The sequence below is a fragment of the Collinsella sp. TF08-11AT genome (assembly GCF_003437035.1).
Classification (GTDB): domain Bacteria; phylum Actinomycetota; class Coriobacteriia; order Coriobacteriales; family Coriobacteriaceae; genus Collinsella.
On record NZ_QSRL01000001.1, the window covers coordinates 231,096 to 254,556 of the forward strand.

Genomic DNA, 23,461 nt, shown 5'->3' on the forward strand with positions numbered 1-23,461 from the left:
TAGGGTCTAACTGTTACAGATCGAGACAAACAGAAGACACCCGAATCGAAAATCTCAATCTGTAACACCAGGCCCACTTTTAGCGGCCAAGATGTAACAAATCGAGACAAACGAAACCACCACAAAGGTGCCTGTCCCCTTTGTGGTGGTCCAGAGAAGAATCAGCCCCGATTAAAAGAGGCGGCATCAAGCCCAGTCTACGTTTGGCGACCCCAAATCGAAGCCCAATGGGGCCTTTCAGCCCCCTCATTCCGGGCGGTCGCTTTCTTTTGAATATTGTCGTAAGCTGGTATCACTTATCTTACTGAATGCATACTGTTTGCGAGGTACTCGCCGTGAAACGCTCCACCTATATCGGCCTGCTCGTCTTAGCGTTTGCGATTACCGCAGTCGGCGTAGGAATTATCTATCTCGCATTTCTCCCCGCCTCTGCGACGCAGGCGGCGGTTGAGACCGTAAGCTATCCCATCGAGGTCCTCACCGATATTGTCAAACCCGATTCGATCACCGTCGATTTTGACGGTACGCCCGCAGCGCTTGGGATCAGCAACTATCCCCGTATCGAACTTGGGGCCAGGCGCTACACCAAAGATGAGCAACTTATCGGCAAGGCAACCAGTTTACTCAAAGGCAAGACGTTTAAGCGATGGTACGGCGCCGCAATATATCGAGCCAAGAAAGGCCAAATGAATGGCGGGTATTATTCGACCCTTGAGCTCGATGCGGCAAACGGGAGCAGATTGTGCAACGTCTCATACGACCCCGGCTGCGTGGACAATGAAGGACCGGGGGTCTATATCTCGGATGGCGACGTAATCTACGTCATGGAAGGCGACCAAACGGCAGTTGTCGATTTTATGGATCGGTGTACCGAGGATGCCTACGAACAAACCTGCGAGCCCGATCCGCAGACAGCGCGCAACAGTGGCTCGGCACGCACTTGGCTATTTGACGATGAAATAACCTGGACCCCATCGAAATAAGGACCCGCCGGGCAGGCACCTTTGTGGTGGTTTCGGCTCCGATGTTCCACTGTCTCGATTTGTAACATCTAGCGGCCCTTTTCGATCCTAGATGTTACAGATTTAGATGAAGCGATCGACGGCGACCGTTTGTCTCAATCTGTAACAATTACTCGGCAAATAGGGGCCCAGATGTTACAGATCGAGATGAACCGCGGAGCCTCGTCCAATAATCTTAATCTGTAACAGCAGGCACGCTTTTAATAGCCCAGCTGTTACAGATCGAGACAAATGGGACCACCACAAAGGGGGCAGGCACCTTTGTGGTGGTCCCAGCGATACCCGCCTCAAAAAAGAAGCCACCCCAATAAAAAGAGGCGGCTTCAAGCTCAGTCTTTTTTAGCGTCCCTCAAGACCCAACGAGAACGTCGCGGTAGCCCCGGACACACCTTTCCCTCGGGCGACCCTCGCGAAGCGCGTGAGCACGAGGGAAAGGTGTGGCAGGGGCGTACAGCAGAGTCACTCGGCAGCGGCCTTGAACTTGTTGTAGTTGATCAGGCAGCCGGCCTTGACGATGGCACGCTCCTCTGCCGTCATATCGGCAATGTAGAGCTCAATCTGCTCGACCGCACCATCGGCGCGCACCACGTAGGCGGCGATGTCCTTTAGGTCGCCATCGAGCGCGGCACGGATACCCGGCACAAAGACGTAATCGCCCACCTCAAAGCTGGGCTCGGCCTCCATCTGGAAGGGCACCATGCCCCAGTTCATCACGTTGGAGCGATAGCGCTTGGTGGCGTACTCGTGGACGATGTTGGCCAGACCGCCGATCACGCGCTGGCAGCTCGCGGCCTGCTCGCGGGCAGAACCGTCGCCAGGCTTCTTGGCATAAATCATGGAGCCGAGCTCGGTCGCCTTGGCATCGGCCGCGACACCCGCGCCGGTCAGTGCCTCGAACACACCGGCAAGCTCGGCATCGAGCGCGGTCAAGTCGCCCGCGGCCTCACCGGCAACGCGGCGCTTCTCTACGGCGTCAACCTCCTTGGAGCGGCCCACGTAGGCAGGGTCGCGGCGGCTGAGCGTAAACTCGGCCAGACCCAGCGGGTTGGAGCGGAAGGAGCTCGTCTCGCCCGAGGGAATGAGCTCGTCGGTCGTGGTGACCGGGTCCATGATCTTGGAGCACACCTTGAGCAGGATGTCGTCGCCGAGGGGCTCCATCGCGGGCCATGGCTTGATGTTGGGGCCTTCGACCAGCTCGTCGGCAGGCTCGGCCTTGCCAAAGCCCCAGTACACGCGCTTTTTGTACGGCGCGTCGTCAAAGGTGTACTCGCAGGCCTCGTCCCACGTCTCCTCGGGCAGGTCGGTCGCCGGCGTCAGGACGCCGCCGTTGGCCGCCGTCGCCGCAATGGAGCGGGCGTCCATCAGGGCCACGGCGCTCAGCTGGCCATTACCCGGCTTGGAACCCTCGCGATTGGGGAAGTTGCGCGTAGTGTGGCGGATCGAAAGGCCGTTGTTTGCAGGCGTGTCGCCGGCGCCAAAGCACGGGCCGCAGAATGCCGTGCGCACGATCGCGCCGGCCTCCATAAGGTCGTAGATATAGCCACGGCGCGTAAGCTCGAGTGCCACGGGCTGGCTCGTGGGATAGACCGACAGCGAGAACTCGCCGCAGCCGGTGTTGGCGCCCTTGAGCACGCGGGCAGCCTGGACCACGGAGTCGTAGTTGCCGCCCGAGCAGCCGGCGATAACGCCCTGCTGCACGTGCAGCTTGCCGTCGACGATCTTGTCGAGCAGGCTAAAGTGCGTCTTGCCCTCGCCGATCTTGGCAGCCTCGAGCTCAACCTCGTGCAGGATGTCCTCGAGGTTCTCGTTGAGTTCGTCGATCTCAAAGCCGTTGGAAGGATGGAACGGCAGGGCGATCATGGGCTTGATGCTCGACAGGTCGACCTCGACGCAGCCGTCGTAGTAGGCGACATCGGCGGGCTTGAGCTCGCGGTAGTCGTCGCCACGGCCGTGCATGGCCAAAAACGCGTGCGTGTCCTCATCGGTTGCCCAGATGGAGGAAAGGCAGGTGGTCTCGGTGGTCATGACATCGACGCCGTTACGGTAGTCGGTCGTCATGCTCGCGATACCGGGGCCCACGAACTCCATGACCTTGTTCTTAACGTAACCCTTGGCAAAGACGGCACGGATGATGGCGAGCGCCACGTCGTGCGGGCCGACGCCGGGGCGCGGGGCGCCCGTGAGGTAGATGGCAACGACGCCGGGATAGGCGACATCGTAGGTGTCACGCAGCAGCTGCTTTGCCAGCTCGCCACCGCCCTCGCCCACGGCCATGGTGCCCAGAGCGCCGTAGCGGGTGTGCGAGTCGGAGCCCAAGATCATCTTGCCGCAGCCGGCGAAGTTCTCACGCATAAAGGAGTGGATGACGGCGATGTGCGGCGGAACGAAGATGCCGCCGTACTTTTTGGCAGCCGAGAGACCAAAGACGTGGTCGTCCTCGTTGATGGTGCCGCCCACGGCGCACAGCGAGTTATGGCAGTTGGTGAGCACGTAGGGCAGCGGGAACTGCTCCATGCCCGAGGCACGCGCCGTCTGGATGATGCCGACAAAGGTGATGTCGTGGCTCGCCATGGCGTCGAAGCGGATCTTGAGCGCCTCGGGGTCGCCGGACGTATTGTGTGCCTGAAGGATCGAATACGCGATGGTGCCACGCTTGGCATCCTCGGGCGTCTGCGTAATACCGCGCTCAGCAGCCTCGGCCGCAGGCACAACCTCGCTGCCACGGCGCAGGTAGATGCCGTCCTCGTACAGCTTGACCATACTGTCTCCCACTCTGCCCAAACAATTTGGGCGCATAGCATACATTCGTTCAATATCGTGCCATAGAACGGTTGCGAGTGGGTTACGAATCTGCAACGTTCACTTTATCTCGGTAAAGTAAAGGACGAGCCCCTTTGCATCACTCTCTTGACAAGGAGTGTCCCAAAGTGCCGGCAGAAAAGGAACGTCCCCAAGTGCCGAAATGACGAGAGTGGATAATCTCCCATTTTGAGCCTGTATAAAGGCCAAAAACGGCAGATTATCCACTCTCATTTTGGGGCACTCATTTAAGTCTGTCCCCAATGAGTGCCCGGCAGCGCCGGCGGAGCTATACGTCGCCGCCCGTGCCCAGCAGCTTGCGCATGACTTGCTCGGGGTTGACCGAGCCGTCGCGCGGGGCCAGGGCGGTAATCTTCTTTTGCATCTTGTACTCGTGCAGCTCGTCCTCGAGCTGGCGCACGCGAGCGCGGAGCTTCTCGTTCTCGCGCTCGCGCTCCTCGGCACGCTCCTTCATATCGAGGATGCGCACCACGCCGGCAAGGTTGATGCCCTCGTCGGTCAGTTGGTTGATGAGCTCCAGGCGCTCGATATCGGCACGCGAATACAGACGCGTGTTGCCGCCCGAGCGCTGGGGGTTCACCAGGCCCTTGGACTCGTAGACGCGCAGAGTCTGCGGATGCATGCCGGTCAGCTCGGCCGCCACGCTGATCATGTACAGCGGTTTGTTCCTATTGTCCTCGGCCATGCTACCTGACCCCTTTCCGTCTCACTATCGTCCATCATAAGCCTGCGGCCAGCCCGTGGGCCACGCAACCGCCCTAGTACGTCGCCTTGTAACGATTGACCTTCTCGCGATAGTCGCGTGTGTCGGCCTCGCGCAGCTTGGTCATGGCATCGCGCTCATCGTCGGACAGGTTCGTGGGAACCTGCACCTTGATCTCGACGAGCAGCGCGCCCGTGCGGCCACGGTGCTTAACATCGGGCGCGCCCATCTCCTTAAAGCGGAACTTCTTGCCCGTCTGGGTACCCGCGGGCACCTTCAGACGAACCGTCGCGCCGCCGGGTGTGGGCACATCCACCGTGCAGCCGAGCGCCGCCTCGTAAACCGAGATCGGTACCTCCATGGTCACATCGGCACCCTTGCGCTTAAACAGCGGGTGCTCCTCCACATGCGTGGTCACGACCAGGTCGCCGCGCTCGCCACCCGCAACGCCATACTCGCCGCGACGCTTGTAGCGTAGCTTGCCGCCGTCGACCGCGCCCGCGGGCACCGAGACCGTAATGGTCTGCTGCTCACCTGTCGAAGGAATGCGATAGGTGACCTTGTGCGTCACGCCGCGAAACGCGTCCTCGGCCGTCACATCGACGGTCAGCGACAGGTCGCCGCCCTTGCGCGCGCGGCTGCGACCCGCGCCGGCACCGGCAGCACCCGCAGCCCCGGCAAAGCCCGAGCCCCAATCGCTGCCCCAGGCGCCGTTGCCGCTAAAGATGCTGTCGAAGATATCGCCCCAGCCGCTGGCGCCCGCGCCGGCACCGTAGCCGCCGCCATACGCGCCGCCCGTGCCCGGCATGCCGCCAAACATGAGCATCTGGTCGTACTCTTTGCGTTTCTTCTCGTCCGAAAGCGTCTCGTAGGCCTCGCTGATTTCCTTAAACTTGGCCTCGTCGCCGCCGGCATCGGGGTGATATTTTTGCGCGAGCTTGCGAAACGCGCTCTTGATCTCTTTGTCGGAGGCGCTCTTGGATACGCCCAGGATGTCATAGAAGGTTTTGCCTGCAGCCATCGTAGCTCCTCTCCTGTTACGTCCGCCGCCCATGCAGACGACGGCTCATGCTGTCATATGGCACTAGGCCAGAAAGGGCCCCGGGTGTTGCCCCGGGGCCCTTCTCAATTACTCCTCGGTGCTCTCGGCCGTGTCGGCCGTAGCATCCTCGGGTGCCGCTTCGGGCTCCGGTGCGGGGCGCTTCTCGCCGCCGTAGGTCACCGTCACCATCGCGGAACGCAGAATACGATCCGCCATGCGGTAGCCCTTCTGGTATACGTCGTTGACGGTCTCGTCATACTGCGATGCGTCCTCGACGCGACCCACAGCCTGGTGCTCGAGCGGATCGAACGCCTCGCCCTTGGGGTCGATGGGCTCAACGCCCTCGTGCGCGAACACGTCGAGCAGCTTGGCATGTACCGCATCGACGCCGTCGACGAACTGCTTAAAGTCGTCGGAAAGCTCTTGGCTGCGGGCATGGTCGATCGCGCGCTCGATATCGTCGATCACCGGCAACAGCGCGGCGACAAGCTTCTCGGTCGCGCGCTCGCGCTCGGCAATGCGCTCGTTGGCGGTGCGGCGACGGAAGTTCTCCCAGTCGGCCTGCAGGCGGGCGGTGCGCTCGGTAGCGTCCTTTGCCTTGTCCTCGGCGGCCTTCTGAGCCTCTGCCGCAGCATCGAGCTCGCGGCGCACGTCGGCAAGCTCCTTTTGGGCCTGCTCGAACTTGAGCTTAAAGTCGTTGTCGGCGGCTTCCTCACCGGCGCGGATAGCGGCTTCCACCATCTCGTCCTCGGTCATCGTCGCCTCCTTGTTGGAATCCTCTACCTGGTTCTCGGCAGCCTCGGCGGCCTCGGCCTCGTTGGCCTCGGTATCGTCGACGGCCTCTACGGGAATCTTCACGTCCTTCTCCTCAGAGTCAACGGGGGCGGCGCCGGCGGCAGCCGCCTCCGTGCGAGCTTTACGGGCGGACATGATTACTTGTCCTCGTCGTCCACAACCTCGTAGTCGGCGTCGACAACGTCATCGTCGGCAGGCTGGGCACCGGCGGCACCGTCGGTCTGCTGCTGAGCGTCGGCGTAGACAACCTGGGCCAGCTCGTAGGCCACAGACTGCAGGGACTCGCCGGCGGCCTTGATGGCCTCGACGTCAGAGCCCTCGAGCGCCTTCTTGGCGTCGGCGATAGCGGCCTCGGCCTTAGACTTCACGTCGGCGGAAACCTTGTCGCCCAGCTCGTTGAGGGTCTGCTCGGTGGAGTAGCACAGGCTGTCGGTCTGGTTGCGGACCTCGACCTCTTCCTTCTGCTTCTTGTCCTCCTCGGCATGAGCCTCGGCGTCCTTGACCATACGATCGACTTCGTCGTCGGACAGAGCGGTGGAGCCGGAGATAGTGATCTGCTGCTCCTTGCCGGTGCCCTTGTCCTTAGCGGAGACCTTGACGATGCCGTTGGCGTCGATGTCGAAGGTGACCTCGATCTGCGGCACGCCGCGGCGGGCAGCCGGGATACCGGTCAGTTGGAACTTACCGAGCGACTTGTTGTCGCGGGCAAGCTCGCGCTCGCCCTGGAGCACGTTGATCTCGACGCTGGTCTGGTTATCGGCAGCGGTGGAGTAAACCTCGGTCTTGGAGGTCGGGATCGTGGTGTTGCGGTCGATCATCTTGGTCATGATGCCGCCCATGGTCTCGACGCCCAGCGACAGCGGGGTAACGTCGAGCAGCAGGATGCCCTCGACGTCGCCGGTGAGCACGCCGCCCTGGACGGCAGCGCCGTCGGCAACGACCTCGTCGGGGTTCACGGACATGTTGGGCTGCTTGCCGGTCATGGTCTTGACGAGCTCCTGGACGGCGGGCATACGAGTGGAGCCGCCGACGAGGATGACCTCGGTCAAATCGGAGAGCTTAAGCTTGGCGTCGCGCAGGGCGTTGGTAACAGGCTGCTTGCAGCGCTCGAGCAGGTCGCGGGTGATCTTCTCGAACTCGGCGCGGGTCAGCGTGTAGTTGAGGTGCAGCGGGCCGGACTGGTTCATGGTGATGAACGGCAGGTTGATGGTGGTCTGCTGGGCGGCGGAGAGCTCCTTCTTGGCGTTCTCGGCGGCCTCCTTCAGACGCTGCAGGGCCATGGGGTCCTGACGCAGGTCGACACCGTTCTCCTGCTGGAACTTATCGGCCATCCAATCGATGACGCGCTGATCCCAGTCGTCGCCGCCCAGGTGGTTGTCGCCCGAGGTGGACAGAACCTCAAACACGCCGTCGGCGAGGTCGAGGATGGAGACGTCGAAGGTGCCGCCGCCCAGGTCGAAGACCAGGATGCGCTGGTCGGTGCCCTGCTTGTCCAGGCCATAGGCAAGAGCAGCAGCAGTCGGCTCGTTGACGATACGCTTGACGTTGAGGCCGGCGATCTTACCGGCGTCCTTGGTGGCCTGACGCTGGGCGTCGTTGAAGTAGGCCGGGACGGTGATGACGGCGTCGGTGACGGTCTCGCCCAGATACTTCTCGGCGTCGGCCTTCATCTTTGCGAGCGTCATGGCGCTCACCTGCTCGGCGGTGTAATCCTTGCCCTCGATGTCGACGACGGCACGGCCGCCCTGGCCCTCCTTGACCTCATACGGCACGGTCTTGATCTCGGAGGTGCACTCGGAGTACTTGCGGCCCATGAAGCGCTTGATGGAGAACACGGTGTTCTTGGGGTTGGTGACCGCCTGGTTCTTAGCGGCCTTGCCCACGACGCGGTCGCCGTCGGCACGGAAGCCCACGACGGACGGGGTGGTGCGGTCGCCCTCGGCGTTCACGATAATGGTCGGAGAACCGCCCTCGAGAACGGCCATTGCGGAGTTAGTAGTACCAAGGTCGATACCAAGAATCTTACTCATTAGAAATTCCCTCTCTCTTTTGCGTTCGCGTCGCCTCGACGGTCTGTCGCGCGGCGCTTCGGCTTGTCTTTCAGGATGTAGTGTATCCCCTTATGGGCTGGAATATACAAAATCTAAGTCAATTCATATAAGATTTCTTATCTCTGAGAGTTTAGGTTCTCAAATGTGCAGGTAGATGCACTGTTTGAGTTCTCGGCAAATCTATTGAGATCTATGTAGAGATGGCTGAGGTTTGCGTCCGGGGGTGCCTGGGGGCCGTCTTGCGGCAAGCGCATCCCGGTTTGAGCGTGGATTCCGGGTCGCAGTTTCCGTCTGAAGGCTCAACCGGAAACCGTATCCCGTTTTGAGAGCTGATACCGGGTCGCAGTTTCCGCTAGCGGGCCCAACCGGAAACTGCGACCCGGTTTTCGGCCAAATAACGGGATGCCCTTTCCGCAGGCGCGCTCAATAGGTCAATATTACAAGTCACCTATAGCTAACATTTGCGCAGCTCAACGGCCCCACCTGCGCGTTTTTTAGTAAACCTTGGCATACTCGGCGAACGGTATGAAGATGCCGGCCAGAGGGTATTGCAAACGGTCGCTCCCGTGGTATGTTTTTGCCCGAATCAAACCGGCGCGCATCGCCTGTAGCGTCGGTCAACAGAGAGGAAACTACCATGGCTCATCCCGTAATTGATGCCGACGAGTGCATCGCTTGTGGCGTTTGCGTCGACTCCTGCCCCGCTGGCGTTCTGGAGCTCCAGGACGTCGCTACCGTCGCTGACGAGGACTCCTGCGTCGCCTGTGGCGCTTGCCAGGACGCTTGCCCCGCCGGCGCGATCACCGAGATCGTCGAGGAGTAACAACTCCCTCACTTGCACACTCACAAGTACACCGTGCACAAAAAGGAGGCCTCCGCATCGCCGCGGAGGCCTCCTTTTGCATGTGTTCTAGGACAAATCATCCTCGTAGGGCATTAAATCGGCAAGGTAGCCCTTCTCCTTGAGCATGGCCTCGATCTCGTCGAGGGTTTGCTCATCCTCTGCCGCAATGCGATGGAAGTGATAGCCGCTCGTCACCGTTAATAGTGGAAAGCTCTTGCCGCTCTCGATATCGTGCAGATAGCGCTCAACATCGCGACGATTGCGAATGTCCAGGTCGGCCGTGATCTTACCGTACACGCGGTGATTGACGATCACGTTGAGCACGGCGCCGCCGGCGTCGACGATACTCGTGAGCTCATCGCCTGCCTGCTCCACGCTGTGGCGAACCTTGACCAAGCGCGTGGGCACGGCGGGGCTGCTGGGGGCCTCCTGTAGTACATAGCCGCGATTGGTGGCGACGATATCGTGCCCGTCAGCGCGCAGCAGGGCGATGTCCTGCACCACGACCTGACGGCTCACGCCCACCTCGCGGGCAAGCGCACTGCCCGAGACAGGATCTTTGGCTTCCTCGAGCACGGCCATGATGGAACGGCGACGCTCGCGGGCATTCATTATTTACCGTCCAGCAGACGCAGGTGCTTGAGCGAGAGGTCGAGAATCGGCGCAGAGTGCGTCAACGCCCCCGAGCTAATAAAGTCAACGCCCAGGTCGGCGAGCGCGCGGATATTGTTAGCGTCCACGTTGCCCGAGCACTCGGTCTTGGCGCGGCCGGCGATAAGCTCAATCGCAGCAGCCATGTCGTCGTGGGTCATGTTGTCGAACATGATGATGTCGGCACCGGCCTCCACGGCCTCGCGTACCATGTCCAGGTTCTCGCACTCAATCTCGACCGTCGTGGTAAACGATGCGTGGGCGCGTGCCATCTCGATCGCACGAGTCACACCACCGGCGGCGTCGATGTGGTTGTCCTTGAGCATGACAGCCGTCGACAGGTTATAGCGGTGGTTGCTGCCACCGCCGATCTCGACTGCGGCCTTCTCGAAGACACGCATGCCCGGCGTGGTCTTGCGCGTGTCGACAAGCACGGTCTTGGTGCCCTCGAGCGCAGCCGCCATCCGATGCGTGTAAGTAGCGATGCCGCTCATGCGCTGCAGGTAGTTGAGCGCCACGCGCTCGCCCGAAAGCAGCACGCGCGCGTCGCCGCGTACCTGGCCCACGTGGTCGCCGGCGTGCACCTCGTCGCCGTCCGCGACATCGAACAACACGGAGCTCTGCGGATCCAGCAGCTCAAAGGTGCGGGCAAACACGTCCAAGCCGGCGATGATGCCATCGGCCTTGGCGATAAGCTCCACCGTGGCGGGGCGCGCCGCGGGGCACACGCTCGCCGTGCTCACGTCCTCAAATGTAATGTCCTCGCGCAGAGCCTGCAGAATCAGATCATCGACGACGAGTTTCATGGTAATGGGATTCATGGTCTACTCCTCCACGGCCTGCGTGCCGGCGGCACGGGCCAAATCATCGATTGCCAGGGTGTCGACGCTCAGGGCGCGATGACGGCCATCGAGCGCGGGATCGCCCGCCTGCTCCACGGCCAGCGACTCGCCGGTACGCATGTACCACGCGGCGCGACGACCCCAGACCAGCGCCTCGAGCAGGCTGTTTGATGCAAGGCGGTTCTTGCCGTGAACGCCGTTGCAAGCCGTCTCGCCCGCGGCGTAGAGCTCGGGCATCGAGGTGCGGCCGTCCTTGTCGACCCACACGCCGCCCATAAAGTAGTGCTGTGTGGGCGTAACGGGGATGGGCTCGTCCAAAATATCGCGGCCGTCCTCCAGGCAGCGTGCGCGAATGTTGGCAAAGTGCCCGGTCACCACATCGCGCTCGACGGGGGCAAAGCTCAGCCACTCGTGCTCGGTGCCGTCCTGCTTCATCTGCTCGCGAATAGCGGCGGCGACCACATCGCGCGGCTGAAGCTCATCGGTAAAGCGCTCGCCGGCGGCGTTGAGCAAAATCGCGCCCTCGCCGCGGCAGCTCTCGCTGATCAGGAAGGTGCGACCCGGCTGCGGCGAGAACAGTCCCGTGGGGTGAATCTGCACGTAGTCCAGGTGCTCCATCTTAATGCCATGCTCCTGAGCGATGTAGCAGGCATCGCCTGTGAGCTGCGGGTAGTTGGTCGAATGGTCGTATACGCCGCCGATACCGCCCGTCGCCCACAGCGTGTGGCGGGCATGGATCTTAAACGGCTCGCCAGCATGCACGCCCTCGGCGGCATTTGTCAGCTCGTCGGCGGGACGAACCGAGTTGTCCTCGTCCACGGAAACGGCGACGACACCGGTGCACACCGTGGCGCCATCACGCTCGCCCGTCAGGATGTCGGTCATGGCCACGTGCTCCAAAATCTGCACGTTGTCCAGCTTGCGAACGGCCTGGAGCAGCTTGGTCGTGATCTCCTTGCCCGTAATATCGGCATGGAAGGCAATGCGTGGGCGGCTGTGTGCGCCCTCGCGGGTAAAGTCGAGGCTGCCGTCGGCCTTGCGCTCAAAATCCACGCCCATCGCCAGCAGGTCGTTGATGACCGAGCGGCTCGAGCGGATCATGATGTCGACGCTCTCGCGACGGTTCTCGTAGTGGCCGGCATGCATGGTGTCCTCAAAGAAGGCATCGTAGTCAGAGCCCTCGGGCAGCACGCAGATGCCACCCTGCGCGAGCATCGAATCGCACTCGTCGACAGCGCCCTTGGAGAGCATGATCACGCGCGCGCTCGTCGGCAGATTGAGGGCCGCATATAGGCCCGCCACGCCGCAACCGGCAATGACGACGTCGCACTCCATGTCGGGGTATTGTTTGGTTTCCACAGGAATCCTCTCCCTTGTAATGTGGCATAAGGGACTGCCCCTCATGTCACATTGTTCTAGCGCGCTGCGTACTCGAGCATGCGATCCAGCGTAAGTTTGGCCTGGTCGGCGGCCTCGTCCGACACGCCGATCTGCACCTCGCCCTCGCCCGTCTCCAGGCAGCGCACGAGCTTTTCGAGCGTGATGAGATCCATGTTGACGCAGGTGGGCTGCACCGCGGGGAAGTAGAACTTTTTGCCGGTGCCCTCGCAGCGGCGCTCGAGCTCGTAGAGCACGCCGCGAACCGTCACGATGATGAACTCACTCGCATCCGACTCCTCGGCGTACTTGATGATGCCGGCGGTGGAGCCGATGTAGTCGGCCTCGGCAAGGACGTCGGCCTTGCACTCGGGGTGCGCCAGCACGAGCGCGTCGGGATGCGCCTCCTGCGCGTCGACAATCTGCTCGACGGTGATGACGTGATGACGCGGGCAATAGCCATTGTTGAGGATGACGTGCTTTTGCGGCACCTGCTCGGCTACGAAGCGGCCCAGGTTTTGATCGGGGATGAACAGGACGTGTTGCTGCGGCAGCTCGGACACGATCTTGACGGCGTTGGAGCTGGTGACGCACACGTCGCTCCAGCTCTTAATCTCGACCGTCGAGTTGACGTAGCAGACCACGGCAAGGTCGTCGCCGTACTCGGCGCGCGCCGCATCGACCGTCTCGCGCTTGACCATGTGCGCCATGGGGCAGTCCGCACCCGGCTCGGGCAGCAACACGGTCTTAGTGGGATTGAGCAGCTTGGCGCTCTCACCCATAAACTCCACGCCGCACAGCACGATGGTCTGCTGCGGCAGGCTTTTGGCGAGCTTTGCCAGGTAAAAGCTGTCGCCGACGTAATCGGCAACGGCCTGGACCTCGGGCGCCACATAGTAGTGCGCCAAGATCACCGCGTCACGTTGGGTTTTTAGTTGCTGAATGGCCTCGACGAGCTCTGCGGGCACCAGTGCCGCGCGCTCCGTTGCCGTCGTTGCCGATGCCAGGCCGGCCGCAATGTCGCGTGCAAGCTCCGATGCATCCATGTTCGCGCTCTGTGCCATCAAGGCCCCTCTCTTTTGGCGAATCTTGGGGCTTTAGTATGACACCTAGGTTTACAGCTGACAAGACAGCTGTAAACCTAGGTGTAAAGTTGAAATAAAGATTCAATCATGCAGCAGGTCCATTTTCGAACTGGCAAGCTGAGGATAGTCGAAAATGGACCCGCCCCAAGATTCGAGCGGCCCGCATTGTCCTGAACCAAGGGGCAGTGGTCAAAAAAGGCCAAATATGAGTACTGTCACCAAATTAGTAGCAGCGATTTTCCGGTCCAGATCAGCAAAATCGCCTTGTTTGGAGCCCGATCGTGACTCTGACGGACGAAAATCGATGCGCTTTTGGCCGCTGGCACCGATTTTTGAGGCCATTTGGCTGCCACTAAACTGGTAACAGTACTCATATTTGGCCTTTTTTGACCACCGGGCTTCCGGCAGACCCCAAAAGCGGGCCCGAATCGCTCGATCCGGGCCCGCTGGGGGTAGCGAGCACAATCGAGGTGTAAGAAGCAAGAAAGGGCCAGCGCCTAGATATTCAACGAGAGGAAAGACAATGGTCCGCAGCGACATGCTACCCCAGCCGGACCGGGGGCTCGGCCTCGACCGGCCCCAGACCGAGGCATTTCACCGACGAGTTCAAGAGGAAGATAGTCGATCTCCGCAACGCCGGAAAGCCCAGGCGCGAGGCCATGGACGAGTGCGACCTCGACAAGAGCACCGTGGAGAGGCGGGTCAAGTCGATAAACGAGACCGGCTCGCCGCGCGCCGCCGACAACCGCATGCCCGAGTAGAACCGGATCCTGGAGCCCGAGCGCGAGAACCGCAGGCTCCGGATGGAGGTCGACGTCTTAAGACGAGCGGCGCCAGCATACGCTCGGAAGTCAGGGCCATGGCGGCCAACGGGGGGCCGCTGCCCCATATCGGCGCAGCGCTGGCATCGAGGCCTTCTGACCTGTGTCAAGATTTCGGACACGAATGCTCGAGAAATCAAGCGGCCATAGGCATGGCCTCGAGCTTGGGCTCGGTTCTCTCGAAGAAGGCCGCCATGGCCTCGGCCGGCACCTTGTAGCCGATCGTCGAGCGGGGCCTTCGGCGGTTGTAGTACGCCTCGATGAACTCGGCCACCGCGTTGTCGTGGCAGTTGCCGGCGCGGCTGCAGGACAGCCGCACGTCGTTGTCGCGCGCCCATTCGGCCAGAAGCCTGCTGGTGTACTGGGCGCCGCGGTCGGCGTGGAATATCGCGTTGCCGGCCACGTAGCCGCGCGATTTGGCCGACGCCAGCGCCGAAACCACGATGTCGGCGGTCATGCGCTCGGAGAGCGACCAGCCCACCACCATGCGGGTGTTGAGGTCGATGACCGTCGACAGGTACAGCCATCCCTCGCCGGTGCGCAGGTAGGTGATGTCGCCCACGAGCTTGCAGGTTGGAACGGGACTGGTGAAGTCGCGGCGCACCAGGTCGGGCCGGGGCCTGGCCTTCGGGTCGGGGATGGTGGTGCGCTTCCTGGCGTTGGGCGTGCAGCCGCGTATTCCCAGCTCGCGCATCAGCTTGCGCACCCTGTACAGGGTCAATCCGGAGAACTCGCCGGGCAGGAAGCATTTCACGAACCGGAAGCCGAACCTGCGGTCCGACTCCAGCCACACGCGCCGGACCGCCTCGCGCTCGGCCGACCAGTCTTCTCGCGGGCAGCCGTTGGAGAGCCACGAGTAGAAGCCCGATCGGCTCACGCCGAGCACGCGGGCCATCATTTTCACCGGGAATTCGGCCTTCTCCGCCAACATCATCCGGTAGCATGCGGCTACGCCTGGCTTTTGGCGAAGAAGGCCGCGGCTTTTTTCAAGAAGGCGTTCTCCATCTCGAGCTCGCGTATGCGCCTTTTCGCCTCGCGAAGCTCGCGGTCCTCGGCCTTGGGGTCGGGCCCGCCGGCAAGCTCGCGCCGGCGGCTCTGCACCCACTTGTTCACGGTCTTGGAATTCAGGCCCAGTTCTGCGCAGCATTCCGTTATCGGCCTGCCCATCGAGATGATGTAGTCGGCGGTCTCGCGCCTGAACTCGTCGGTGTACTTGGCGGCTGGGTTGGACATAGCATACCGTCCTCTCGGTCGTCGATGAATGCATTCTAAAGGATTGGGCCTCTAGCATGCGTGTCCGAAAAGACGATACAGGTCAGACAACCCAATCAGACGTCGTCTCGAGCACGTCCTCTGCACGGTCGAGCGTGCTTCTGGCCTTGGCACCCTGTTTGAACCACGAGCGCAGGTCCTCGAGCGTGCTGCCCGCTGCGTACACCTTGATTTTGCGACCGCCTTTCGTGGTAACCGTGCAACGGTCGCCGCTCTCGCTATCCTCGTGCGCCGTGACCTTCTTGAGATAATCGCGGCGGAACGCCACGACGCGGGCGTTGCTGATCTCGATGAACCAATCGTCGTCGACAAGCGAGGTGCCCGTGGCACCTCGGCTCGCCATCTCCTCGGCGAAGGAGAAACCGAGTTCGCGCTCCTGTCTGCCGATCTCGTAGATACCACGGGCGGGCATGCTGAGCATGAGCAGAGGCAGGAGTCCCCCTATGAACAGGAAGAGGCATGGGACGAGCAGGAGCAGACGAGCACCGGCGTCGGTGAAAACAGCCATGAAGGCGATCACGAGCGGGAAGACGAGCGCCATACCGTTGAAAACAATCGTCAACGGCTTGATGGCAGACCAACACAGACCCGCCTTGGTCATCGGGCCGTCAACAGCGTCCGAGACCTCGATGCCCTCTTCCTCCAGACGGGCGAGGAGGTTGAGCGAGCACACCCCCTCGAGGCTTATCGAGCAGAACTTCCGGTCGCCCTCGAACAGGTCGATCCTCATCATCTGCGTGTGAAGCGTTGCACGGGTGATGTTGCCAAACGTCGTCTCCTTGCGGATGCCGAAGGCGTTACGCGAGAGAATTCGCTCACCGTCCACGTCGATGCGCGGGATGCTCAGCAGGGCCCAGATGGCCATGCCCGCGAGCGCCATGGCGTGACCGAACCACACAAGTTCGTGGTCCCACTCGCCCAACGAGACGCCCTGCCAGACGTAGATACCCAGCATGAGCAGTTCGAACGCGACGGCGCAGCAGGCGATGATCGTGCGGATGGCAGCGGGCATGCGCACCGTGAAGCGATCGAGGCTGTCCGTCGCCTCACTGCGCTCGCGCGCGCCGCGACGGGCGACCCATGCAGTGAGCGGACCGACGATGAACACCACCATCGCCACGCGCAGGAACGATTCGAGCATGTCGCCCATATTAACCACCATCCCAATAGAAAACGTGAATTTGGGAGACTATAGCAGAGCGAAGCGATCTGCACGGCATCGTCCGGGTGTTTTCGGCATACGGTGGAAACCAGCGGCAGCGGACGTTGAGAACTCACCCAAAAGACGCGATTCGACCGAAGCGATTCTTCTTGACTTGGTCTCAATGTGATACGACATGCGCCACTACCTGCGCGGTCTAGCGGCCCTGATCGAAGAGGGTCACACCGATGAGGCGCTCGAGCGCATCGACGCGCTCTGCGAGACCAACGACCGCACCGCTGTGCGCCGCTACTGCGCCAACGAAACGGTCAACATTGCGCTCTCGTCGCTTTCCGCGGACATCAACGCGCACGGCATCACCGCCGACCTGCGAGCCGCCGTGCCCGAAACCGTCCACGTGGGCGATGTCGATCTGTTCAGTGTGGTATCGAACGCCCTGGACAATGCCATCGCCGCGGCGAGCGCCGCCCCCGAAGGCAAGCGGTTTGTCGACCTGGACCTTCGCTACGAAGACGGTCAGCTTCTATTGCTGGTTTCCAACACATTTGGACGGGCGCCGCACATGGTCGACGGCATGCCCGTGGCTCAGCACACTGGGCACGGCTTTGGCACCAAGAGCATTATGCTTGCCGTCGAGCGCATGAACGGCAACTGCCAGTTCCGCATTAACGGCGACCGGTTTGAGCTGCGCGCCGTGATGTAGGGGCTGCCGCCAGCCTCGCTACAGCGGTGCAGCCGCCGGGGTCAGCTGCTTGATGTAGGCCCACATGCGCTGCTTGGCGGCCTTGTCGGTGAGCGCCGCCTCAAAACCGTCGAGCGCCAGCACGCGGCGCCCCTGCACATGGGCGACCAGGCCGGGCTTGAGCATGGCAGTGTCAAAGTCATCAATCGCCACAAGCATATCGGCATAGGTTTCGCGCATGACATCGGCCGCACTGTTATCGAGCAGCAGCACCGCCTCGGGATCCAGAGCCTCCAGTGCCTCGCGGAACAGGTCGCACGGCAGGGCGTGGCCCACCGTCACAGCTCCGTCGCCCGCGCCGGCAACACTCGCCAGCACACAAAAATCTTCGGGCGCGTAACCGATTGCCCCGAGCGCCTTGCGCAATGCGGCACCATCCGCGCCGGCGGCAAGTTCGCCGCCCGAGCGCTCGGCATCATCCAAATCACCTTTGACCAGCACGATCGGCGAGCACGCGTTGCCCGCGATGCGCACGCCACGGGCCGCAAGCGATGCAAGCTCCTGCTCGGCCGCCTGGGCGATGGCTTCTTTTTTCTGGCTTTGTGACGTGGGCATGCGCTCTCCAATCGTTTGCATGCCCACCATTATATAAAAGAGCCGCCCGCGAGTGGTTGCTTTACGAGCCGCTGGGTATAAGCACGGTCGTACTGATTTTTACGCGGCCGAGCCGCGTCGTATTATGGAGGTCACCATGGCTGACATTAAGCAGATTACCCCCGAGAACTTCGGCGCTGTCGTCAACGATAGCCTGCCCGTACTGGTTGATTTTTGGGCCCCGTGGTGCGGCCCCTGCCGCTCGCTCTCGCCCATCGTAGACGAGGTTGCCGACGAGCTGGCCGGCAAGTTGGCTGTGGCCAAGTGCAACGTCGACGACAACCAGGACCTGGCCATGAAGTTTGGCGTCATGAGCATCCCCACGCTGATCGTCTTTAAGAACGGCGAGGAGGTCGACCGCTCGGTTGGCGCCCTACCCAAGGCAAGACTTCAGGCACTGCTGGAGAAACATCTGTAATACGCTTGTTACCCATCTGCCGTCCATGAGCGGTTTCGCACCGCTCGCCGGAGTGCCAAACGCAAGGTATGCGACCACGGATAGTATGGTAGATACAAACAGCCCCCAGTGAACGGGTGCGGGTCAGACGGACTCGCACCCGTTTTCTTATGCGGCGGCGCCCAAGGCGGGCGTAGTAGAATCTGAACCACCATATCGCCCCGTACAAAAGGAGATTCCTATGCATGACGTCGGAATGAACATGAGCCAGCTTGCCATGAGCGTCAAGCAGGTCGACGACACCATTGAGCTCGCTCACGAGTGGAGCCATCAGCTGCTGCATGCGACCGAGAACTTTGATATGGAGCGCATTGGCGCCAAGCTCGAGGCCGCCATGTCTGCGCTGCACGAGGCGCACGATGCGCTCGAGGGCTACGAGGAGGCCATCGAGGCAGATCACAACTCCGTCGGCTCTGTGAAACTGGTGTAACGTGGCCGAGCACGAGCACGCGCACGATCACGGTGCGGACGACGATGCGAGCTGCCGCTACAGCGGCTCCAGCTCCGAGCTGGTCCGCTTTTCGGTCACCGCGCCCGACGACCTGCTGCGCCGCTTTGACGAGCAGATCGCGCGCCGTGGTGACGTGGCTAACCGATCCGAGGCCGTACGCGATCTGATTCGCGCCTCGATCGCCAAGGAACAGATGCGCACGCCCGACGAGCAGGTCATCGGTTCGCTCACCATGATCTATGACCACCATACCGGCGATCTGACGCGCCGTCTGGACGAGGTGCAGCACGACTACACCGACGAGATCGTCTCGACCATGCACGTGCATCTGGACCACCACAACTGCCTGGAGATTCTGGCGCTCAAGGGTCGCGGCGAGCGTGTCTACGAGCTGGCCGACCGGTTGCTGGGGCTGCGCGGCGTTAAGCACGGCGAGCTCACGTGCGCCGCCACCAAGCAGAGCCTGGGGCTGTAGCGGGATTTCCCACAGCGCACCTGCCATAAAGGGACAGGTTTCAACGAAGGAAGGTCGCATGCGACATGTGCATATCCATGTAACGGGCATTGTGCAGGGCGTTGGCATGCGGCCATTTGTGTATCGCGAGGCTATGGCGCATGGCATTTGCGGCTGGGTGCTCAACGCGGGCGATGGCGTGCACATCGAGGCGCATGCTTCAGTCGAGGCACTCGACGGCTTTGTCGCCGCGCTGTCGGAGCACGCGCCTGCCGCGGCCCGCGTTGAGCATGTCGCTGTTGAGGACCTGGAGCCCGACGCTTGGGATGCCGACGATGAGCAGGTCTTTTGCATCGTGGCGTCGCGGGATCAGACCGTGCACACGACGCTCATCTCCCCCGATATCGCCACCTGTGACGACTGCCTGCGCGAACTGTTCGACCCCGCCGACCGACGCTATCACTACCCCTTTATCAACTGCACCAACTGCGGACCGCGCTTTACCATCATCCGGTCGCTGCCTTATGACCGAGCGGCCACGTCGATGGATTGCTTCCCCATGTGCCCCGAGTGCGCTGCAGAGTATGGCGACCCGCTTGACCGGCGCTTTCATGCGCAGCCCGATGCCTGCTTTGACTGCGGGCCACATATTACCTGGCGCGAGGCGGCGGGCGACATGGGGCTCGAGGGCTCGGGGGCGACGCCGGCCGTCGGCAGCACGCGCGAAACCAGCGATGCCATTATTGACCGCTGTGTCGAGCTGCTGGCCAGCGGCGGTATTGTCGCCATCAAGGGCCTGGGGGGATTCCATCTGGCCTGCAACGCTGCCAATGAGCAGGCGGTGGTCGAGCTGCGCCGTCGCAAGCGCCGCAGCAACAAGCCGCTTGCCGTTATGGTGCGCAGCCTTGCCGATGCTGAATGCCTGTGCCATGTCGGTGATGCCGAGCGCGGCTTGCTAACCGGTAGCATCCGCCCCATCGTGCTGTTGCGCCGACGTGCTGTTGGCGAGGGAGATTCCCCCGACGGCCTTACACTCGCGCCATCCGTCGCGCACGATCTACCCGAGCTCGGCGTCATGCTCCCCTATACACCGCTTCAACATTTGCTGCTCGCCGCAGCCGCGGCGCGCGGCATGCACGCGCTCGTCATGACCAGCGGAAACCTGAGCGAAGAACCTATCGAGACCGACGATGCCCTTGCATGGGAGCATCTCGTTGCCGCCGGCATCGCCGACGCGCTACTTGGCAACGACCGTGCGATTCTCTCACGCTACGACGACTCCGTGGTACGTGTGGTCGACGGCACCGTCATGCCTGTGCGTCGCGCACGCGGATATGCGCCGCAACCGTTGTCGTTGCCGGCGCTCGACGGCACTGCACCCTGCGTGCTCGCCTGCGGGCCGCAGCAAAAAGCGACGATCGCGCTCACGCGCGAGGACGCCGACGGCCATGTGGCCTGTTTTGTGTCGCAGCATATCGGCGATGTCGAAAACGGCGCGACCTTCGATGCCTGGAGCGCCGCCCGCGCACGTCTAGAAAACCTCTTTGACCTGACGCCTGTCGCCCTGGCATGCGACATGCACCCCAGCTATCTGTCGAGCCAGTGGGCACGTGAGCGGGCACGGGAGCACAGTCTGCCGCTAATCGAAATCCAGCATCATCATGCTCACATCGCGAGCGTAATGGCGGAGACGATTGTCGCTGGCCGGCTTGCGCCCGATACGCGCGTCCTCGGTATTGCCTTCGATGGTACGGGTGCCGGCACCGACGGCACCATATGGGGCGGTGAGTTTCTTATCGCCGGCCTTGCCGATTTTGAACGCGCCGCGCACCTGCGCACCTGGGCGCTGCCAGGCGGTGCCGCATCCGTGCGCGATGCCCGGCGCAACGCCTTTGCCCTGCTGAGCGAGCTCGGCCTGCTCGAGCATCCGGGTGCCGCGGGGCTATTGGACACCCTCGACGAGCAAACACGCAGCGTGACAGCCACCATGATCGAGCGCGGCATCAACAGCCCGCGTACCAGCAGCATGGGGCGTCTCTTTGATGCCGCGGCAGCGATTCTGGGCATCTGCGGCAAGGCAACCTACGAGGGCGAACCCGCCATAGAACTCGAAGCCGCCGCCTGGCGCGCGCTTGACAGCGAAATCAGCCGTTTCGCTGGCAATCAGGCGGGCGTATCGGCATCCGTCTCAACGTCGCTGGACAGTTTGTTCAGATACGTATTAACTACTAACCCCCTATCTGGCATTTTTGCCTCAGATTTGGCCAAAATAGGCTCTCCGGACACCCTATTTACAGCAAGCGTGCCCGGCACAGGCCCCAAATCGACCCATTTGGAGTCCCCACAGACGACTTTTGCCACCCAGAGCCGCTCTAAAAAATACGTATCTGAACTAACTGTCCAGGCTGCCTCGGACAGCCCTTTCGTTCTGGACCCCAAGCCACTTTTTGAGGCACTTTTGAGCAGAATCGAGACCGGAGAATCCGCCGACCGGCTCGCGCTCGACTTCCATATCACCATCGCGCGCTCTTCGGCACGAATCGCACGCGCAATCTGTGCGCGCGAAGGCATCGATACCGTCGCGCTCTCGGGTGGCGTGTTCATGAACCGACTTTTGCTCCAGCTCCTCACCCGCGAGCTCAAAAGCATGGGTCTCACTGTCTTGGTTCCCCACTCCGTACCCGTCAACGACGGCTGCATCGCCTACGGTCAGGCAGCGGTCGCGCGCGCTCGTCTTGCGCAGATTGCGTCGCAGTAGCTCGCCCTCGCACGCCGCCGCGCCCAGTCGTCTCACAGGCGTAACGCGTTTGCCCGCGAACCCCGCGAGCGCTACCATCAACTGACGGATTATTGAGCGCCCGTCCAGCGCAAAGCGTATAAAAGGGGAGCAATATGTGCCTTGCCGTTCCCGGTAAAGTAGTCAAACGCGACGACGACCTCAAGGCCACCGTCGACATGATGGGCATCGAGCGCCCCGTGTCGCTGCGACTCGTGCCGACGGCGCAGGTTGGCGACTACATTCTCGTACACGCCGGCTTTGGCATCCAGATTGTCAACGAGCAGGAAGCGCAGGAAACGCTCGCGCTTGTTAATGCCATGTCCGAGCTGGTCGAAGAAGACCAGCTTGCCACCAACCCGGCCGAGGCATACTAGTGGCGGCCGGACAGCCGGCTCGCTCCGGTATCGACTTTTCGGCCTTTCGCGATTCCAAGCTGGCCCGCGAGCTCATCGAACGCATCCGTGAACTTGTCGGCGACCGCACCATCAACCTTATGGAAGTCTGCGGCACGCACACCGTGAGCATCGGTCGCTATGGCTTTCGCTCCATTATGCCGGCGGGACTCAAGCTGCTAAGCGGCCCAGGTTGCCCCGTCTGCGTTACCGACAACCGCGATATCGACCATGCAATCGCGCTCGCCAACATAGACGGCGCCATCATCACCACCTTTGGCGACATGATGCGCGTGCCCGGATCATCCACCTCGCTCGCCGCGCAAAAGGCAGCAGGGTGCGACATTCGCATCGTCTACTCCCCGCTCGACGCACTCGACATCGCTGAGCAAAACCCCGACCGCCCGGTCATCTTTATGGGTGTGGGCTTTGAGACCACCACGCCCACCATCGCCGCCGCCATCCTGGAGGCAGATGCACGCGGGCTGCAGAACTTCTCGGTCTACTGCGCCCATAAGACCACGCCGCCGGCGCTGCGCGCCATCGCCAACGATCCCGAGACCACTATCGACGGCTTTATCCTGCCGGGCCACGTCGCCACCATCACGGGCTTGGCGCCCTTTAGCTTTTTGGTCGACGAGTTCAGTACCCCGAGCGTGGTCACGGGATTTGAACCGGTCGATATCCTGCAGGGCATCTGCATGCTGGTCCAGATGGTTGTCGAGAACAGGCCCGCGATCGACAACGCCTACCGCCGTGGCGTCAATGCAGACGGCAACCCCGTGGCGCGCCAGCTGGTCGAGCAGGTATTTGAGCCGTGCGATACCACATGGCGCGGGCTGGGGCCAATCGCCGACTCGGGACTCGCCATTCGTCCCGAATTCTCGCGCTTTGATGCCCGCACCCGCTTTGACGTGCCCATCGAGCCGACGGTCGAGCCACACGGATGCCGCTGCGGCGACGTGCTGCGCGGAGCCATTACGCCGAGCGACTGCCCTCTGTTCGGCCACGCTTGTACACCCGAGCATCCCGTCGGCCCCTGCATGGTGAGCTCCGAGGGCAGCTGCGCGGCGTACTTTAGATACCGTAACTAGCCCGGACGCAC

At 62.1% G+C, this 23,461-nt stretch carries 21 protein-coding genes and 1 pseudogene; 9 read left to right on the forward strand and 13 right to left on the reverse strand.

The genetic code is table 11. The annotated features are described in order from the left end of the window. Positions 1 to 335 precede the first annotated feature (335 nt). The gene (locus DXC79_RS00955) at positions 336 to 983 is read left to right on the forward strand and encodes a hypothetical protein (RefSeq protein ID WP_117634478.1); all 648 of its coding nucleotides are present in this window, start codon (positions 336 to 338) and stop codon (positions 981 to 983) included. Positions 984 to 1,481: 498 nt separating this feature from the next. On the opposite strand, the gene DXC79_RS00960 is transcribed toward DXC79_RS00955, so the two are convergent. The 5 genes from DXC79_RS00960 to dnaK form a co-directional block, all read right to left on the reverse strand. Further along, entirely contained in the window at positions 1,482 to 3,782 is a 2,301-nt protein-coding gene (locus DXC79_RS00960; protein ID WP_117634480.1) for a hydratase, read from the reverse strand. Positions 3,783 to 4,110: 328 nt separating this feature from the next. Continuing rightward, positions 4,111 to 4,527, reverse strand: coding sequence for a heat shock protein transcriptional repressor HspR (locus DXC79_RS00965; RefSeq protein ID WP_117634482.1), 417 nt, complete (start codon positions 4,525 to 4,527; stop codon positions 4,111 to 4,113). Between the two features lie 73 nt (positions 4,528 to 4,600). Further along, positions 4,601 to 5,566 carry a DnaJ C-terminal domain-containing protein gene (locus DXC79_RS00970; RefSeq protein ID WP_117634484.1) on the reverse strand — a complete coding sequence of 322 codons (966 nt, stop codon included), beginning with the start codon at positions 5,564 to 5,566 and terminating at the stop codon, positions 4,601 to 4,603. 108 nt (positions 5,567 to 5,674) lie between these two features. Next, positions 5,675 to 6,517 (reverse strand): nucleotide exchange factor GrpE, encoded by an 843-nt coding sequence (locus tag DXC79_RS00975; protein ID WP_117634486.1) that lies wholly within the window; start codon positions 6,515 to 6,517, stop codon positions 5,675 to 5,677. 2 nt (positions 6,518 to 6,519) lie between these two features. Further along, positions 6,520 to 8,412, reverse strand: coding sequence for a molecular chaperone DnaK (gene dnaK / locus DXC79_RS00980; RefSeq protein WP_055310046.1), 1,893 nt, complete (start codon positions 8,410 to 8,412; stop codon positions 6,520 to 6,522). A 658-nt stretch (positions 8,413 to 9,070) separates the two neighbouring features. Between dnaK and DXC79_RS00985 the strand changes: the two genes are divergently transcribed. Continuing rightward, a complete protein-coding gene (locus DXC79_RS00985; protein WP_006235216.1) occupies positions 9,071 to 9,256 on the forward strand; it encodes a DUF362 domain-containing protein in 186 nt (61 codons plus the stop codon). 87 nt (positions 9,257 to 9,343) lie between these two features. On the opposite strand, the gene DXC79_RS00990 is transcribed toward DXC79_RS00985, so the two are convergent. From DXC79_RS00990 to DXC79_RS01020, 7 genes and pseudogenes are all read right to left on the reverse strand, one after another. Beyond that, positions 9,344 to 9,889: a transcription repressor NadR gene (locus DXC79_RS00990; protein WP_117634488.1), complete on the reverse strand. Its 546-nt coding sequence runs from the start codon at positions 9,887 to 9,889 to the stop codon at positions 9,344 to 9,346. Then, entirely contained in the window at positions 9,889 to 10,749 is an 861-nt protein-coding gene (nadC, locus tag DXC79_RS00995; RefSeq protein WP_117634490.1) for a carboxylating nicotinate-nucleotide diphosphorylase, read from the reverse strand. The genes DXC79_RS00990 and nadC overlap by 1 nt, the downstream gene beginning before the upstream one ends. Before the next feature lie 3 nt (positions 10,750 to 10,752). Further along, positions 10,753 to 12,129: an L-aspartate oxidase gene (locus DXC79_RS01000; protein WP_233502910.1), complete on the reverse strand. Its 1,377-nt coding sequence runs from the start codon at positions 12,127 to 12,129 to the stop codon at positions 10,753 to 10,755. 56 nt (positions 12,130 to 12,185) lie between these two features. Next, entirely contained in the window at positions 12,186 to 13,211 is a 1,026-nt protein-coding gene (gene nadA, locus DXC79_RS01005) for a quinolinate synthase NadA (protein ID WP_117634492.1), read from the reverse strand. A 978-nt stretch (positions 13,212 to 14,189) separates the two neighbouring features. Further along, positions 14,190 to 15,158, reverse strand: a complete 969-nt coding sequence (locus DXC79_RS01015; protein WP_158550933.1) for an IS3 family transposase — start codon at positions 15,156 to 15,158, stop codon at positions 14,190 to 14,192. Beyond that, positions 15,059 to 15,286: pseudogene (locus tag DXC79_RS10255) on the reverse strand (transposase); the annotation flags it as partial. The gene DXC79_RS01015 and the pseudogene DXC79_RS10255, both read right to left, overlap by 100 nt. Before the next feature lie 82 nt (positions 15,287 to 15,368). Next, entirely contained in the window at positions 15,369 to 16,475 is a 1,107-nt protein-coding gene (locus DXC79_RS01020; RefSeq protein WP_233502912.1) for a hypothetical protein, read from the reverse strand. A 187-nt stretch (positions 16,476 to 16,662) separates the two neighbouring features. Here DXC79_RS01020 and DXC79_RS01025 point away from each other — a divergent pair, with 187 nt between their 5' ends. Continuing rightward, positions 16,663 to 17,190 (forward strand): GHKL domain-containing protein, encoded by a 528-nt coding sequence (locus tag DXC79_RS01025; RefSeq protein WP_117634499.1) that lies wholly within the window; start codon positions 16,663 to 16,665, stop codon positions 17,188 to 17,190. A gap of 18 nt (positions 17,191 to 17,208) precedes the next feature. Here the strand turns inward: DXC79_RS01025 and DXC79_RS01030 are convergent, their stop codons facing one another. Continuing rightward, positions 17,209 to 17,784, reverse strand: coding sequence for a hypothetical protein (locus tag DXC79_RS01030; protein ID WP_117634500.1), 576 nt, complete (start codon positions 17,782 to 17,784; stop codon positions 17,209 to 17,211). 136 nt (positions 17,785 to 17,920) lie between these two features. Here DXC79_RS01030 and trxA point away from each other — a divergent pair, with 136 nt between their 5' ends. From trxA to hypD, 6 genes are all read left to right on the forward strand, one after another. Next, positions 17,921 to 18,241: a thioredoxin gene (trxA, locus tag DXC79_RS01035; protein ID WP_117629728.1), complete on the forward strand. Its 321-nt coding sequence runs from the start codon at positions 17,921 to 17,923 to the stop codon at positions 18,239 to 18,241. Between the two features lie 220 nt (positions 18,242 to 18,461). After that, entirely contained in the window at positions 18,462 to 18,710 is a 249-nt protein-coding gene (locus DXC79_RS01040; RefSeq protein WP_117564540.1) for a hypothetical protein, read from the forward strand. A 1-nt stretch (position 18,711) separates the two neighbouring features. After that, positions 18,712 to 19,206, forward strand: coding sequence for a nickel-responsive transcriptional regulator NikR (nikR, locus tag DXC79_RS01045; RefSeq protein WP_117634502.1), 495 nt, complete (start codon positions 18,712 to 18,714; stop codon positions 19,204 to 19,206). 58 nt (positions 19,207 to 19,264) lie between these two features. Continuing rightward, positions 19,265 to 21,943 carry a carbamoyltransferase HypF gene (hypF, locus tag DXC79_RS01050; RefSeq protein ID WP_117634504.1) on the forward strand — a complete coding sequence of 893 codons (2,679 nt, stop codon included), beginning with the start codon at positions 19,265 to 19,267 and terminating at the stop codon, positions 21,941 to 21,943. A gap of 134 nt (positions 21,944 to 22,077) precedes the next feature. Beyond that, the gene (locus DXC79_RS01055) at positions 22,078 to 22,338 is read left to right on the forward strand and encodes a HypC/HybG/HupF family hydrogenase formation chaperone (RefSeq protein ID WP_117634507.1); all 261 of its coding nucleotides are present in this window, start codon (positions 22,078 to 22,080) and stop codon (positions 22,336 to 22,338) included. Beyond that, the gene (gene hypD, locus DXC79_RS01060; protein WP_233502914.1) at positions 22,338 to 23,450 is read left to right on the forward strand and encodes a hydrogenase formation protein HypD; all 1,113 of its coding nucleotides are present in this window, start codon (positions 22,338 to 22,340) and stop codon (positions 23,448 to 23,450) included. Before DXC79_RS01055 ends, hypD begins: the two co-directional genes overlap by 1 nt. The last annotated feature ends 11 nt before the right edge of the window (positions 23,451 to 23,461 follow it).

Coding starts and splice junctions, on each gene's coding strand:
- DXC79_RS00960 (WP_117634480.1), bottom strand. CDS start 3,782: ATGGTCAAGCTGTACGAGGACGGCATCTACCTGCGCCGTGGCAGCGAG.
- DXC79_RS00965 (WP_117634482.1), bottom strand. CDS start 4,527: ATGGCCGAGGACAATAGGAACAAACCGCTGTACATGATCAGCGTGGCG.
- DXC79_RS00970 (WP_117634484.1), bottom strand. CDS start 5,566: ATGGCTGCAGGCAAAACCTTCTATGACATCCTGGGCGTATCCAAGAGC.
- DXC79_RS00975 (WP_117634486.1), bottom strand. CDS start 6,517: ATGTCCGCCCGTAAAGCTCGCACGGAGGCGGCTGCCGCCGGCGCCGCC.
- dnaK (WP_055310046.1), bottom strand. CDS start 8,412: ATGAGTAAGATTCTTGGTATCGACCTTGGTACTACTAACTCCGCAATG.
- DXC79_RS00985 (WP_006235216.1), top strand. CDS start 9,071: ATGGCTCATCCCGTAATTGATGCCGACGAGTGCATCGCTTGTGGCGTT.
- DXC79_RS00990 (WP_117634488.1), bottom strand. CDS start 9,889: ATGAATGCCCGCGAGCGTCGCCGTTCCATCATGGCCGTGCTCGAGGAA.
- nadC (WP_117634490.1), bottom strand. CDS start 10,749: ATGAATCCCATTACCATGAAACTCGTCGTCGATGATCTGATTCTGCAG.
- nadA (WP_117634492.1), bottom strand. CDS start 13,211: ATGGCACAGAGCGCGAACATGGATGCATCGGAGCTTGCACGCGACATT.
- DXC79_RS01020 (WP_233502912.1), bottom strand. CDS start 16,475: ATGGGCGACATGCTCGAATCGTTCCTGCGCGTGGCGATGGTGGTGTTC.
- DXC79_RS01025 (WP_117634499.1), top strand. CDS start 16,663: ATGCGCCACTACCTGCGCGGTCTAGCGGCCCTGATCGAAGAGGGTCAC.
- DXC79_RS01030 (WP_117634500.1), bottom strand. CDS start 17,784: ATGCCCACGTCACAAAGCCAGAAAAAAGAAGCCATCGCCCAGGCGGCC.
- trxA (WP_117629728.1), top strand. CDS start 17,921: ATGGCTGACATTAAGCAGATTACCCCCGAGAACTTCGGCGCTGTCGTC.
- DXC79_RS01040 (WP_117564540.1), top strand. CDS start 18,462: ATGCATGACGTCGGAATGAACATGAGCCAGCTTGCCATGAGCGTCAAG.
- hypF (WP_117634504.1), top strand. CDS start 19,265: ATGCGACATGTGCATATCCATGTAACGGGCATTGTGCAGGGCGTTGGC.
- DXC79_RS01055 (WP_117634507.1), top strand. CDS start 22,078: ATGTGCCTTGCCGTTCCCGGTAAAGTAGTCAAACGCGACGACGACCTC.